This is a genomic window from Pseudomonas sp. C9-3 (assembly GCF_032392015.1).
Classification (GTDB): Bacteria; Pseudomonadota; Gammaproteobacteria; order Pseudomonadales; family Pseudomonadaceae; genus Pseudomonas; species Pseudomonas nitroreducens.
Genome location: NZ_CP135919.1, coordinates 6,009,926 through 6,024,486, shown reverse-complemented (window position 1 = coordinate 6,024,486; position 14,561 = coordinate 6,009,926). Strand labels below are relative to the sequence as shown.

Sequence of the window (14,561 nt, the reverse complement as noted above, 5' to 3'; positions counted from 1 at the left end):
CGACGCATGATCCAGGCAAGACGCAAACCCGCCTTCTACCTCGCCGTGCTGGCCACGGCGCTGGGCTTCGTGGTCATCCTGCTGGGCGCCTATACCCGCCTGACCCACGCCGGTCTCGGCTGCCCGGACTGGCCCGGCTGCTACGGCTTCGTCCACGTGCCGCTGAACGAGGCGCAACTCGCTCATGCCGAAATGCACTTCCCCGACTCGCCGGTAGAAGCGCAGAAGGGCTGGAACGAGATGATCCACCGCTACTTCGCCGGCAGCCTCGGCCTGCTGATCCTCGGGCTGGCGGTGCACGCGCTGGTACGCCGGGGCCGCGACGGCCAGCCGATGCGACTGCCGCTGCTGCTGCTCGCCGTGGTGATCGCCCAGGCCGCATTCGGCATGTGGACGGTCACCCTCAAGCTCTGGCCGCAGGTCGTCACCGCGCACCTGCTCGGCGGCTTCACCACGCTGTCGCTGCTGTTCCTGCTCAGCCTCCGCCTGTCCGGCGCCTTCGCTCCGCTGCAGCTGCCGTCGAAGTTGCGTGCACTGGCAGCCCTCGCCCTGCTGATGGTGATCGGGCAGATCGCCCTCGGTGGCTGGGTCAGCAGCAACTATGCCGCGGTGGCTTGTATCGACCTGCCGATGTGCCACGGCGAGTGGTGGCCGAACATGGACTTCGCCAATGGCTTCCACCTCACCCAGCACATCGGCCCCAACTACCTGGGCGGCCAGCTCGACAGCGACGCCCGCACGGCCATCCACATGACCCACCGCATGGGCGCGCTGTGCGTGACCGCAGTGATCCTGCTGCTGGCCTGGAACCTCCAGCGCCACGGCCTGATCGGCATTACCGCGCTGATGCTGCTGGGGCTGTCGTTCCAGATCGGCCTGGGCATCAGCAACGTCCTGCTGCACCTGCCGCTGCCCGTCGCAGTGGCGCACAACGGCGGCGGCGCCTTCCTGCTGCTGATGCTGGTGCTGGTGAACTACCGGGTGCGCGCGCCCGCAACGAAACGCGTCGAGCTGCCCGCCGGCGGCCCGAACGCCCTGGACGCCCTGGAGCGCCCGGTGGCCTATCCCTCGCAGGGATGAGATTGCACGGTTGAGCACGACGGCCGGCCGGCGCCAAGGCGCGCCGGCCCCCATTCACCCGATGGAGAAATGCCCATGGCCAGCGTCATCAGCACTTCCAGCCAAGCCAGCTGGCGCGACCTGCTCGAACTGACCAAACCCAAGGTCGTGCTGCTCATGCTGATCACCTCGCTGATCGGCATGCTGCTCGCCACCAAGGCCGGCGTGCCCTGGCAGGTGCTGGTCTTCGGCAACCTCGGCATCGGCCTGTGCGCCGGCGGCGCGGCGGCGGTGAACCACGTGGTGGACAGGCGCATCGACTCGATCATGGCGCGCACCCACAAGCGCCCGCTGGCCGAAGGGCGCGTCTCGCCACCCATCGCCCTGGGCTTTGCCATGCTGCTGTCGGTGGCCGGGATGGCCGTGCTGCTGGTGTTCACCAATGCCCTGACCGCCTGGCTGACGCTGGCTTCGCTGCTGGGCTACGCGGCGCTCTACACCGGTTTTCTCAAGCGCGCCACGCCGCAGAACATCGTCATCGGCGGCCTCGCCGGCGCCGCACCGCCGCTGCTGGGCTGGGTCGCGGTAACCGGGCAGGTCTCGGCCGAACCGCTGCTGCTGGTGCTGATCATCTTCGCCTGGACCCCGCCGCACTTCTGGGCGCTGTGCCTGCACCGCAAGGACGAGTACGCCAAGGCCGACATCCCGATGCTGCCGGTGACCCATGGCGAGCACTACACCAAGCTGCACATCCTGCTCTACACCCTGGTGCTGTTCGCGGTGACGCTGATGCCCTTCGCCATCCACATGGCCGGGCTGGTCTACCTGTTCGCCGCGCTGGCCCTGGGCGCGCGCTTCCTCGACTGGGCCTGGGCGCTCTACTGCGGCAGCCGACCCCATGCAGCGATCAAGACCTTCAAGTACTCTATCGCCTACCTGTTCCTGCTGTTCATCGCGCTGCTGGTGGACCATTACCTGCCGCTGCACCTGAACTACTGAGGGTTCGCGAGCAATAAACAGGCGTCCCCTCGCTCCTGCAAGGTGCTTTCCTGTAGGAGCGAGCTTGCTCGCGAACCTCTCTGCTTCATTCCAGACGTCCCGACCCACGAGTACCCCATGACCCGAGTCAACAAGACCGTCTTCATCCTCGTCGCCATCGTCGCCGTGATCCTCGGCCTCACTGTCCAGAAGGTGCTCAACCAGCGCCACCAACTCGACCCGACCGTGCTGCTCGACGCCGGCATCGTGATCCTGCCGCAAACCCGCAGCGTCCCCGACCTGACCTTCACCGACCAGGACAGCCAGCCGTTCCAGACCGCCAGCCTGAAGGACAAGTGGTCCCTGCTGTTCTTCGGCTACACCTTCTGCCCGGACGTCTGCCCCACTACCCTGGCGCAACTGCGCGAGCTGCAGACCAAGCTGCCGCCGGAAGTGGCGAAGAACCTGCAGGTGGTGTTCGTCAGCGTCGACCCGCACCGCGATACCGCGCCGCGCATCAAGGAATACCTCGGCTTCTTCAATGCCGGCTTCAAGGGCATCACCGGCTCGGAAGAGAACGTGCAGAAACTGGCGAATGCCATGAGCATTCCCTACATCCCGGCCGACACCAGCAAGCCCAACTACACCGTCGACCACAGCGGCAACCTGGTGCTGATCGGCCCGGACGGCACCCAACACGGCTTCATCCGCGCCCCGCTGCACAACGACAAGCTGGTCGCCCAGCTCCCCAGCGTGATCAGCGCCGCCAACTGAGCCCCGCGACACCGTGTCTCACCCCCAACGGCCACCCTATACAGGTGGCCGTTGTTTTTTCTGCGTCATTCGTCTCGATACCAGACAAACGCAAACTTTCTGCTAAACCTCATCTCATGGCTCTGGCGCGGTGTAATGCGCGGTCTTGAAGCTTCCGGGTAGATTTCCTGACCCCGTAGTCAATGTAAAAAATCTGCTACAGAAAGTCAGGCATCAGGAATGACTCATACTCCATATTAGAAACATTAATTAACACCTATGCCTGAGCCTGTTGCAGGATTACCGGGCCTTTCGGTGCGCATGGGGAGCCTCTGATGGGTGGTCATTCACGGCGAGGATGACATTTCCGTCCGGTCACAATAGGCAATTAGGCTAAACGCCAGGGTCCACGCGGCCTCGGTGGCGACCGGGAAACCACGGGTCCAAACGTGACTTGTAGTTATCGCTTCGTACCACTCCAGAACTTCTTGATGCCCTCCAGGTTCGATTGCACAATGCCGCGGCCACCGGGTCACAAAACCCGGCCACTAAAACAACAAGACCGTTGCCAGTTCGATATCCCGGGTCGCCAACGTAGTAGCCCGGACAATCCCAGGATCACGCAGGAGATTTGCGAGTGCAGATCGGTGTACCCCTCGAGACCCAAGCCGGTGAGACGCGGGTCGCAGCAACGCCGGAGACGGTCAAGAAACTGATCGGGCAAGGCCATCAGGTGGTCATCCAGAGCGGTGCGGGCGTCAGCGCCAGCCAGCCGGATGCCGCCTACGAAGCTGTCGGCGCGAAGATCGGCACTGCCGCCGATGCGCTCGGCGCGGAACTGGTGCTGAAGGTTGTCGCGCCCAGCGAAAGCGAGCTGGCGCAGATGAAATCCGGCGCCGTGCTGCTCGGCATGCTCAATCCGTTCAACAACGAGAACATCGCCCGCATGGCCGAGCGCGGTATCACCGCCTTCGCCCTGGAAGCCGCGCCGCGTACTTCCCGCGCGCAGAGCCTGGACGTGCTCTCCTCCCAGGCCAACATCGCCGGCTACAAGGCCGTGTTGCTCGCCGCCCACCACTATCCGCGCTTCATGCCCATGCTGATGACCGCCGCCGGCACCGTTAAGGCTGCCCGCGTGCTGATCCTCGGCGCCGGCGTTGCCGGCCTGCAGGCCATCGCCACGGCCAAGCGCCTGGGTGCGGTGATCGAGGCCTCGGACGTTCGTCCGGCGGTGAAGGAGCAGATCGAGTCCCTGGGTGCCAAGTTCGTCGATGTTCCCTACGAGACCGATGAAGAGCGCGAGTGCGCCGAAGGCGTCGGCGGTTACGCCCGCCCGATGCCCGCCTCGTGGATGGAACGCCAGGCCAAGGCCGTGCACGAACGCGCCAAGCAGTCGGACATCGTCATCACCACCGCACTGATTCCGGGCCGCAAGGCACCGACCCTGCTGCACGAAGCGACCGTCGCGGAAATGAAGCCAGGCTCGGTAGTCATCGACCTCGCGGCCTCGCAAGGCGGCAACTGCCCGCTGACCGAAGCCGACCAGGTGGTGGTCAAGAACGGCGTGACCATCGTCGGCCTGAGCAACCTGGCCGCGCTGGTACCGGCGGATGCCTCCGCACTCTACGCACGCAACCTGCTCGACTTCCTCAAGCTCACCCTGACCGCCGAAGGCTTCACGGTGAACATGGAAGACGACATCGTCGCTGCCTGCCTGATGTGCCGCGACGGCCAGATCGTGCGCAAGAACGGCTGACGCACAACGCCCTTCTTATATATGAACGCCGGGCGCGAGCCCGGCCTCAAGACCGGTGAGAAACTATGGAAGACATGCTGATCTCCCACGGCATCTACAACCTGATCATCTTCGTGCTGGCGATCTACGTCGGCTACCACGTGGTCTGGAACGTCACCCCTGCGCTGCACACCCCGCTGATGGCAGTGACCAACGCCATTTCCGCAATCGTGATCGTCGGCGCCATGCTGGCCGCCGCCCTGACCGTCACCCCGCTGGGCAAGGCCATGGGCACCCTGGCCGTGGCCCTGGCTGCCGTGAATGTGTTCGGTGGCTTCCTGGTCACCCGCCGCATGCTGGAAATGTTCAAGAAGAAAGCGCCGAAGGCGGAGAAGCACTGACATGAGCATGAACCTCGTCACCCTCCTCTACCTCATCGCCTCGGTCTGCTTCATCCAGGCCCTCAAAGGCCTGTCGCACCCGACCACCTCGCGCCGCGGCAACCTGTTCGGCATGATCGGCATGGCCATCGCCGCGCTGACCACCGTCGCACTGGTGTTCAAGATCAGCAGCGAAATCGCCACCACCGGCATCGTCTACGTGATCGTCGGCCTGCTGGCCGGCGGCACCGCCGGTTCGATCATGGCCAAGCGCGTTGAAATGACCAAGATGCCGGAACTGGTCGCCTTCATGCACAGCATGATCGGCCTGGCCGCCGTGTTCATCGCCATCGCCGCCGTGGTCGAGCCGCAGTCGCTGGGCATCGTGCAGAACCTGGGCGATACCATTCCCACCGGCAACCGCCTGGAGCTGTTCCTGGGTGCCGCCATCGGCGCCATCACCTTCTCCGGTTCGGTGATCGCCTTCGGCAAGCTGTCGGGCAAATACAAGTTCCGCCTGTTCCAGGGCGCCCCGGTGCAGTTCGCCGGCCAGCACATGCTCAACCTGGTGCTGGGCCTGACCACCCTGGGCCTGGGCCTGCTGTTCATGTTCACCGGCAACCTGACCGCCTTCGTCGTGATGCTGGCCCTGGCCTTCGTCCTCGGCGTGCTGATCATCATCCCGATCGGCGGTGCGGACATGCCGGTCGTGGTGTCGATGCTGAACTCCTACTCCGGCTGGGCCGCGGCAGGTATCGGCTTCTCGCTGAACAACTCGATGCTGATCATCGCCGGCTCCCTGGTGGGCTCCTCGGGCGCGATCCTCTCCTACATCATGTGCAAGGCGATGAACCGCTCGTTCTTCAACGTCATCCTCGGCGGCTTTGGCGCCGAAGCGGACGCTGGCGGCCCGGCCGGTGCCAAGGAAGCCCGCCCGGTGAAATCCGGCTCGGCCGACGATGCCTCGTTCCTGCTGGCCAACGCCGACAGCGTGATCATCGTTCCCGGCTACGGCCTGGCGGTGGCCCGTGCCCAGCACGCGCTGATGGAGCTGGCCGAGAAGCTGACCCATCGCGGCGTCAACGTGAAGTTCGCCATCCACCCGGTTGCCGGCCGTATGCCGGGCCACATGAACGTCCTGCTGGCCGAGGCCGAAGTGCCTTACGAGCAGGTGTTCGAGATGGAAGACATCAACTCCGAGTTCGGCCAGACCGACGTGGTGCTGGTACTGGGTGCCAACGACGTGGTGAACCCGGCGGCGAAGAACGATCCGAAGTCGCCGATCGCCGGCATGCCGATCCTCGAGGCCTACAAAGCCAAGACCGTGATCGTCAACAAGCGCTCGATGGCCAGCGGCTACGCCGGCCTGGACAACGAACTGTTCTACCTGGACAAGACCATGATGGTCTTCGGCGACGCCAAGAAAGTCATCGAAGACATGGTCAAGGCCGTCGAATAAGACGACCGCTGATCCACAAGACACCGGCCTCGCGCCGGTGTCTTGCTTTCGGGCAACACGAAAAGCGCTGGACATTGGTAGTAAGAAGGCCCCGGCCGGGCGATTTTTCGACCTTGGTATAAGAGCCAAAAATCGCCGAGTCCCTAGACTGGCGGCCTCGCACTTCCTACTGCCCGAGGTTTTCCCATGTTCCGTGATCGCGTGCGTATGTCCTCCCTGCTGGACAAGGTGATGACTGCCGACCAGGCCGCGGCCCTTATCAAGGACGGCATGACCGTCGGCATGAGCGGTTTCACCCGCGCCGGCGAAGCCAAAGCCGTGCCCAAGGCCCTCGCCGAGCGCGCCAAGCAGGAGCCGCTGCGCATCAGCCTGATGACCGGCGCCAGCCTGGGCAACGACCTCGACAAGCAACTCACCGAAGCCGGCGTGCTGGCCCGCCGCATGCCCTTCCAGGTCGACAGCACCCTGCGCAAGGCGATCAACGCCGGCGAAGTCATGTTCATCGACCAGCACCTGTCGGAAACCGTCGAGCAACTGCGCAACCACCAGCTCAAGCTGCCGGACATCGCCGTCATCGAAGCCGTCGCCATCACCGAGGAAGGCCACATCGTGCCGACCACCTCGGTGGGCAACTCGGCCAGCTTCGCGATCTTCGCCAAGCAGGTAATCGTCGAGATCAACGTCGCGCACAACGGCAACCTCGAAGGCCTGCACGACATCTATATCCCGACCTACCGCCCGACCCGCACGCCGATCCCGCTGACAAAGGTCGACGACCGCATCGGCAGCACCGCCATCCCGATCCCGGCGGAAAAGATCGTCGCCATCGTCGTCAACGACCAGCCGGACTCCCCGTCCACCGTGCTGCCGCCGGACAGCGAAACCCAAGCCATTGCCAACCACCTGATCGACTTCTTCAAGCGTGAAGTGGACGCCGGCCGCATGAGCAACAGCCTCGGCCCGCTGCAGGCTGGCGTCGGCACCATCGCCAACGCTGTGATGTGCGGCCTGATCCAGTCGCCGTTCGAGAACCTGACCATGTACTCCGAAGTACTGCAGGACTCGACCTTCGACCTGATGGATGCGGGCAAGCTGCGCTTCGCCTCGGGTAGCTCCATCACCCTGTCTGCGCGCCGCAACGCCGAGGTGTTCGGCAATCTGGAGCGCTATAAGGACAAGCTGGTCCTGCGCCCGCAGGAAATCTCCAACCACCCCGAAGTGGTCCGTCGCCTGGGCATCATCGGCATCAACACCGCGCTGGAATTCGACATCTACGGCAACGTGAACTCCACCCACGTGGGCGGCACCAAGATGATGAATGGCATCGGCGGCTCGGGCGACTTCGCTCGCAACGCGCACCTGGCCATCTTCGTCACCAAGTCCATCGCCAAGGGCGGCAATATCTCCAGCGTGGTGCCGATGGTCAGCCACGTCGATCACACCGAGCACGACGTGGACATCCTGGTCACCGAGGAAGGCCTGGCCGACCTGCGTGGCCTGGCACCGCGCGAGCGCGCCCGGGTGATCATCGACAACTGTGTGCACCCGTCCTACCGCGATGCCCTGAACAGTTACTTCGACGCTGCCTGCGAGCGCGGCGGGCATACTCCGCACATCCTGCGCGAGGCCCTGGAGTGGCACATCAATCTGGAAGAACGCGGCCACATGCTGGCAGCGAGCTGATCCGGAGCCGCTGGCGGGTCATTCAGCAATGAATGGCCCGCCAGGGTTTACAGCCGGAAAAAAACCACGTAAAAACACTCCTGAACAGATTTTTATCCCGCTCCAACTGTTCAGTTTCCCCGCCGCCAACCTGGCCGGCACACGCAAAAAGCCACAGACGCCCACCGATTGCGCACCAGAATGGAGCGCAACGGTACAGTTCGCCTCGAAAAAGACCATTACAGTTCGAAATCACAATCGGCTGACCAACTGCAATACAGCACAACTGTACCTGTCATCTCCGACTGAAAAGTCAGATCATATGCTCAATCCATTCAGCAACTGACTACTCGCCACAAGCGAGAAGGATGACCACCATGGAACGTACCCTCGGTTCCGCAGCTCTGAGCACCACCCGTAGCACCTCCAGCGCCCATCGCGGCTTCGTCGGCACCGTTCGCCTGTGGCAGCGCCGCATGGAAAGCCGCCGCCAGCTGGCCCGCCTGGACTCCCGCCTGCTGGCCGACGCCGGCATCAGCGAAGCCCAGCGTTACGCCGAACTGAACAAGCCGTTCTGGCGCTAAGAAGTCCTCTCGACGTAACAGTCGAAGGCATTTTCCAGCACAGATAAACTGTACTGGAAAGAAAGCAAAAAGGCCGCTCTGAGCGGCCTTTTGCTTTTGTGGGAAAAGAACTTACTGGGTACGCCCGTAGATATCCTCGAAACGCACGATGTCGTCCTCCCCTAGGTACTCACCGCTTTGTACCTCAATCATCACCAGATCGATCACACCCGGATTCTCCAGACGGTGCCGATGGCCAGCAGGGATGTAGGTCGACTCGTTGCTATTCACCAGACGCACTGACTCGCCATTGGTGACCTTGGCCATCCCGCATACCACTACCCAGTGCTCGCTGCGATGGTGGTGCATCTGCAGCGACAGCGAAGCTCCCGGCTTGACCACGATCCGCTTGATCTTGAAGCGTGCACCTTCCTCCAGGACCGTATAGGTGCCCCATGGCCGGGCGACGGTGCGGTGCAATCTGTACGCTTCGTGCTCGCTGTCCTTCAATTGCTTCACCACTTTGCGCACGTCCTGCGCGCGGTCGGCGTGAGCAACCAGGATGGCATCGGCGGTATCGATGACTATCAGGTCGGAGACACCGACAGTCGCTACTAGGCGCCCCTCGCTTTGCACATAGGTACCCTGGGTGTCGACGAAAATGGCGTGGCCGGCTGCCCGGTTATTCTGACTGTCCGGCGCAACCAGTGAACTCATCGCGCTCCATGAGCCTATATCGCTCCAGTCGAAGTGTGCCGGGATGACAGCAACTCGCTTGGAGTGCTCCATCAAGGCATAGTCGAGGGAAATGTCAGGCAACCCGCCGAAGTACTCCCTGTTCAGTTCCTGCTGGAGCGTGGCGCCAGCTTCGCTGACCGGACTCGCCTCGAAGCAGGCAATTGCCCCCGCCAGAAGCTCCGGAGCGTGCTGCTCCAGTTCGCCGAGCAACGTTCCCACCGAAAAACAGAACATGCCGGAATTCCACAGGAAGCTCCCGCTCTGCAGGAAGTGCGTAGCGGTATCCAGGTCGGGCTTCTCCACGAAACGCCGGACCAGCGCGCCACCACGGTCGTCCAGTTCGTCGCCGACCTCGATGTAGCCAAACCCGGTTTCGGGCGTCGTGGGAACCACACCGAAAGTCACCAGGTGACCCGTTTCCGCCAGGGATGCCGCGTGCCCGACTGCTCTTTCGAAAGCTTCCAGGTCACGGATCAGATGGTCTGCCGGCATCACCACCATCACTGCCTCATCGCCGTGGCGGGCACGCAGGGCAAGTGCCGCCAGGGCGATTGCCGGCGCCGTATTGCGACCGGAAGGTTCCAGAATGAAATGCCCGCACTGCGCCAATCGCGCGGCCTGGTAATGGTCCTTGCTCTGGAAGTAGTAGTCGCGGTTGGTGACCGTGACGATCTCTCCACCATTGCCCAGCAGGCTGGCCGCCCGGCTGTAGGTCTTGTGCAGCAGAGACTGTCCATCGGGAAGGGTCATGAAGGGCTTGGGTTGCCCTTCACGGGAAACCGGCCAGAGACGGGTTCCGGCTCCGCCCGAAAGAATGACGGGAATCAGCATGTTCAACTCCTTGACGGCCCCTGGGGCCGTCACTTCTGCATCCCTGTGGGGCACGAGGCACGACGCCCGCCCGGATCAGGATGCGCTACTGAACGATGTTCTTGGATGGACCACTACTGCAGATCGGGGACCAGGCCCCTCGAATGGGAGGAGAATGGCAGTTCGGGCCGCCGCCCTAGATGAAGCGCTCCGCATTCTCGACGGCGAGTTGGCTGTTGTCCCCCCACAGATGCTCCGCCAGGACTTCCCGGTACAGTTCGGAATGGCGGTGGGCCATGCTTTCGGCGGTGAACAGTTGCTGGAAACGCTCGACAGCCCTCGAGCCCATTTGCGCTGCAAGCGCCGGGTCATCCCAGAGGCGCTGCATGGCCGAACGAAAGGCCTCGGGATCGTTGGGGGGAACGACCAGACCGGTTTCGCCATGGATATTGATGTAGCTGGTGCCGGTGCCAATTTCGCTGGAGATCAGCGGCTTGCCGAACATAGCCCCCTCGAGCAGGGAAATACCGAAGGCTTCGGAGCGAAGGTGGGAGGGAAAAACGACGCCGTAACAGAGTTCGAGCAGCGCGATCTTGTCGTCTTCTTCCACGCGGCCGAGGAACACCAGGTTCTGATCGACACACAAGGCTTCCGCCTGTCGGCGCAACTCCCGCTCCAACGGTCCGGCACCAACGATCACGACTTTCAGCGATGTACCTTGCAATGCGTTCAGAAGAATATGCAGACCTTTGTAATACCGCATAACCCCTATGAAGAGGAAGAAGCGTTCGTCGCCCAGTCGTTCTGTCCAACGGCTCAGCGTTTCCTTGTTCGCCGCCGGATACGAAGCCCGATCCAGCCCGATCGGGATCACCGTAACCTTATCCTTGAACTCGCCAAGTATCGTGCTTGTAGCAAAGTAATTCGGCGAGGTGACAATTATCCGATCCGTCTGCCCCAGGAAGCGGCGCATGAGCGGACGATATATACGCAACAGATGCTTTTGCCGAATGATGTCCGAATGATAGGTAACGACATTCGGCTTGCGAATACCGGCGAGATAATGCGCCACATCCATGAACGGCCAGGGAAAGTGATAGTGGATCACATCGGCCTGCTCAGCGAGCTCACGCAGCTTGCCGATGGCCTGCCAGGACACTCCCGTGGAGGCGAGACTGAAATTGCGACGCACCTGGTGTACAAGGTGCCCGCCCACGCGCTGCGGCTGCTCGACGGTACTTGAGGACAAGGCCAGCACCTCGCCCTCGACACCAAACCGCCCGCTACTTTCGCACAGCTGATAGATGACCTGCTCCACACCGCCGACCGACTCGGGCAGATATACCTTGAAGAAGTGCAGAACCTTCAGTCTGGCAGGTATGTTCTCCATGGCAGCGATAGCTTTAGAAGTTTGCCTCCCCCCTGGAGCAGGCAACTTCCCTATAGCAACTTTCTCCGCATCCTGAGCACTCATATTATTATAAGCCCTACATGCTAGCTGGCCGTCGACCCTATATGGCTAGACGCACCGAAATACATACGACAAGGACACTATTAAATTTCAGCAGCATAACTCCCGACATATCTTATTCCAGATACCCAGGCAAACTTCCTGACACTAAAATTTGCACCACGAGGCACCTTCCAGCGGGACGCTCCAGCGCCAACGAGGCAAGCGTCGACTGGTAACGACATGGCGGGCATGTTCATCGGAGACAGGCCACAGCAACGCCATCACTTCGCCACCAGTCCTCCGTCAAATCGGGTTTCTCAGACTTTCGGTGCGACCAGGTCACCGCAGGCGGATTGCGGAGATAGGCAGCGTGAGCAGCGTTACCTTCAAGGCGACGGCTGTTCCCCGAAGCACGAAAGGAACAAGATGATTGGCATGCACAAGGCATGGCGGCATGAGCCGTCATGACTACCTCCTGAGCTCGCGGATCCGTGTCCACGAATATTGTTATGTACCGTCCTCTGCAAATTTTCTTTGCGGCGGTGCGTTTGGATCAGGTAAAAACTATCTCAGAAAAAAGCTATTTTCTAGCGGAAGATGGCGAAATAGCTTGGGCCGGTACAGTGACCGACCAGTCATTCAGATGGAATACCGAATACCCTTCGGTAAGTGCCTAATAACAAATAATAAGCAGGACCGTCTTAGATGCTTTTCCTGATCTACTCTGCGACCGACTCCAGCAGTATCGAGAGCAGCCTCGGCCTTCCCGAATACAGCTACTATTTCGTCCTGAAGGAATTTCGCCCGATGCTCGAGAAGCTCGGCCGGGTGCAGGTCGTCAAATCGCCAGAGACCGAGGTCGACGCGATCTACGACAGCTGCCTCGCCAGTGGCGAGGACTGCGTCTTTCTCTCCTTCTCCCCCCCCAACAAGACCCTGACCACCCTGCGCTGCCCCACCATTCCGGTGTTCGCTTGGGAGTTCGACACGCTACCGGACGAGGTCTGGGACGGCGATCCGAACAACGACTGGACCCACGTGCTGGCCACCCTGGGAAGGGCGATCACCCATTCCAGGCATACTGTTGCGACCATCCGCCGTGCCATGGGTGAGGATTTCCCGGCATTGTCCGTTCCCTCGCCGGTATGGGACCGCTTCGAAGGTCTGCGCCAAAAGTACCCGACAACCTTGGGTAAGGGGCCCGTTACACTCCGGGTACAGGGGAGCGTACTGGACAGCGCACAGATGCCTTTGCGCACGGAGCCCAGCGAACAGCCGGCTCCGGCCCTTTTCCACAAGACACTTCGCTATCGGTTGGATTCGACCAAGCGCTTTACCTTGGAATGGTATCGCGACGCGATCCGCGACCTGCTCCCGGGCAGGGTAGCGAGCCTGCTATCCGGCACCATGCGTCGAGCCAATTGGTGGCGCCAGCAGCGCGCCCATGCACGCAACGTCAAGTCAGCCGAAGCCGTGCCGCTGCACAGCCTGACTCTGGACGGCATCATCTACACCACCGTCCTGAACCCTTGCGACGGTCGCAAGAACTGGCACGACATGGTCACAGCGTTCTGTGAGGCCTTCGCCAACACGCCCGATGCCACACTCGTCTTCAAGTTCACCTATCTGAACAGTGACTGGGCGTTCTCGCTGCTCAGCGACGTCCTGCGGCGCTGCCCGCCGTTCCAGTGCCGGGTGATCGGCATTCACGGCTACCTCGACGATGAGTCCTATGAGCAGCTGATCGCATCCTCGACCTACACCATCAACAGCTCGCTGGGCGAAGGCCAGTGCCTGCCGCTGATGGAGTTCATGGCCTGCGGCAAGCCGGCCATCGCCCCCCGCCACACCGCCATGGAGGACTATATCGACGAGGACGTCGCCTTCATCGTCGACTCGGCGGAAGAGCCCTGCTGCTGGCCGCACGATCCAAGGATGCTGACGCGATCCCATCGTCACCGCATCAGTTGGCAGTCTCTGCGCGATGCCTACGTGGAAAGCTACCGTGTGGCGACACGCGAGCCTGATCGCTATCTGTCCATGAGCCAGGCATCGGTTGAACGCTTGCGCGACCACGCTTCCCATTGGGTGGCCATCGAGAAACTCGGCGAGTTCTTCGGCCTGCGCGAACCGAGGGTTACCCAGACTCTACCGGTAGCGATCACCAAGCTGCCGGATGACTTGCCTAACCGCTGCGGGCTGCACGACGCCGTAATTAGCGGCTGGTTCAACAGCGAGTCCGGGGAGCTTGTGCCCGGCTTTGCAGTGGGCAGTGAGGACACTGTCGTCGATGTCGGCTGCGGCTCCGGCGGCGCCAGCCTGTTCTGCGCCAAGCAGGGCGCGACCGTCTACTTCTCGGATGTTGAGCAAGAAAAAGTCGACGAAGCCTCTCGACGCATCGCCGACACGCAAAACCAGCGTTGCTTCGGCCTGGTCAGCGACACCAACCCGCTTCCCCTGGAGGAAGGTGTCGCCACCCGGGTCGTCGCCATGGAAATGCTGGAACACGTCGACGATCCTGAGCAGATCATGGCCGAACTGGTGCGGATCGGTCGCCCCGGCGCGCTCTACCTGTTGAGCGTCCCTGACGCGAAGGGCGAGCACCTGCAGAAGGACCTGGCGGCACCCGAGCACTACCAGTCGCCCAACCATGTGAGGATCTTCTCCCGCGAGGACTTCGCCCAACTGGTGGAACAGTCCGGGCTGATCATCGAGCAGCGCCAGTATGTCGGCTTCTACTGGGTGATCTGGATGTACCTGTTCTGGGCCTACCAGCGCTACAGCGAGCAACCGTTCGACGGTGCCACTCTGGACAAGCTACGTCCGCCCTACCCCACCGCCCTGGTGGACTGGGCACAGCTTTGGATGAAACTATTGGACACCCCTGAAGGCGAGGGCATCAAACACCTGCTCGATGAGTCGCTGGCGAAGAGTCAGATCATCATTGCACGCAAGCCTTGAGCGGGACACG

12 protein-coding genes are annotated in these 14,561 nt (G+C 62.1%); 10 read left to right on the top strand and 2 right to left on the bottom strand.

The annotated features are described in order from the left end of the window. Positions 1–6 precede the first annotated feature (6 nt). The 9 genes from RS899_RS27580 to RS899_RS27540 all read left to right on the top strand — a co-directional run bounded on the left by RS899_RS27580 (position 7) and on the right by RS899_RS27540 (position 8,610). Entirely contained in the window at positions 7–1,080 is a 1,074-nt protein-coding gene (locus RS899_RS27580; RefSeq protein WP_315808540.1) for a COX15/CtaA family protein, read from the top strand. Between the two features lie 75 nt (positions 1,081–1,155). Further along, positions 1,156–2,058: a heme o synthase gene (gene cyoE / locus RS899_RS27575; protein WP_054907495.1), complete on the top strand. Its 903-nt coding sequence runs from the start codon at positions 1,156–1,158 to the stop codon at positions 2,056–2,058. A gap of 117 nt (positions 2,059–2,175) precedes the next feature. Continuing rightward, positions 2,176–2,811 (top strand): SCO family protein, encoded by a 636-nt coding sequence (locus tag RS899_RS27570; RefSeq protein WP_054907496.1) that lies wholly within the window; start codon positions 2,176–2,178, stop codon positions 2,809–2,811. 616 nt (positions 2,812–3,427) lie between these two features. After that, on the top strand, positions 3,428–4,546 hold the full coding sequence (locus tag RS899_RS27565) for a Re/Si-specific NAD(P)(+) transhydrogenase subunit alpha (RefSeq protein ID WP_054907497.1): 1,119 nt from the start codon (positions 3,428–3,430) through the stop codon (positions 4,544–4,546). 65 nt (positions 4,547–4,611) lie between these two features. Next, complete coding sequence (locus RS899_RS27560) at positions 4,612–4,926, top strand: NAD(P) transhydrogenase subunit alpha (protein WP_015474896.1); 315 nt, start codon at positions 4,612–4,614, stop codon at positions 4,924–4,926. Position 4,927: 1 nt separating this feature from the next. Then, a complete protein-coding gene (locus RS899_RS27555; RefSeq protein WP_315808539.1) occupies positions 4,928–6,364 on the top strand; it encodes an NAD(P)(+) transhydrogenase (Re/Si-specific) subunit beta in 1,437 nt (478 codons plus the stop codon). A gap of 186 nt (positions 6,365–6,550) precedes the next feature. Next, positions 6,551–8,047 (top strand): acetyl-CoA hydrolase/transferase family protein, encoded by a 1,497-nt coding sequence (locus RS899_RS27550; RefSeq protein ID WP_315808538.1) that lies wholly within the window; start codon positions 6,551–6,553, stop codon positions 8,045–8,047. Between the two features lie 28 nt (positions 8,048–8,075). Further along, entirely contained in the window at positions 8,076–8,372 is a 297-nt protein-coding gene (locus tag RS899_RS27545; protein WP_315808537.1) for a hypothetical protein, read from the top strand. 31 nt (positions 8,373–8,403) lie between these two features. Continuing rightward, the gene (locus RS899_RS27540) at positions 8,404–8,610 is read left to right on the top strand and encodes a DUF1127 domain-containing protein (RefSeq protein WP_138213368.1); all 207 of its coding nucleotides are present in this window, start codon (positions 8,404–8,406) and stop codon (positions 8,608–8,610) included. Between the two features lie 111 nt (positions 8,611–8,721). Here RS899_RS27540 and RS899_RS27535 read toward each other — a convergent pair whose 3' ends face one another. Further along, complete coding sequence (locus tag RS899_RS27535; protein WP_315808536.1) at positions 8,722–10,158, bottom strand: mannose-1-phosphate guanylyltransferase/mannose-6-phosphate isomerase; 1,437 nt, start codon at positions 10,156–10,158, stop codon at positions 8,722–8,724. Positions 10,159–10,333: 175 nt separating this feature from the next. Next, entirely contained in the window at positions 10,334–11,506 is a 1,173-nt protein-coding gene (locus RS899_RS27530) for a glycosyltransferase family 4 protein (protein ID WP_233297160.1), read from the bottom strand. Positions 11,507–12,295: 789 nt separating this feature from the next. Between RS899_RS27530 and RS899_RS27525 the strand changes: the two genes are divergently transcribed. Next, on the top strand, positions 12,296–14,551 hold the full coding sequence (locus RS899_RS27525; RefSeq protein WP_315808535.1) for a methyltransferase domain-containing protein: 2,256 nt from the start codon (positions 12,296–12,298) through the stop codon (positions 14,549–14,551). Positions 14,552–14,561 lie beyond the last annotated feature (10 nt).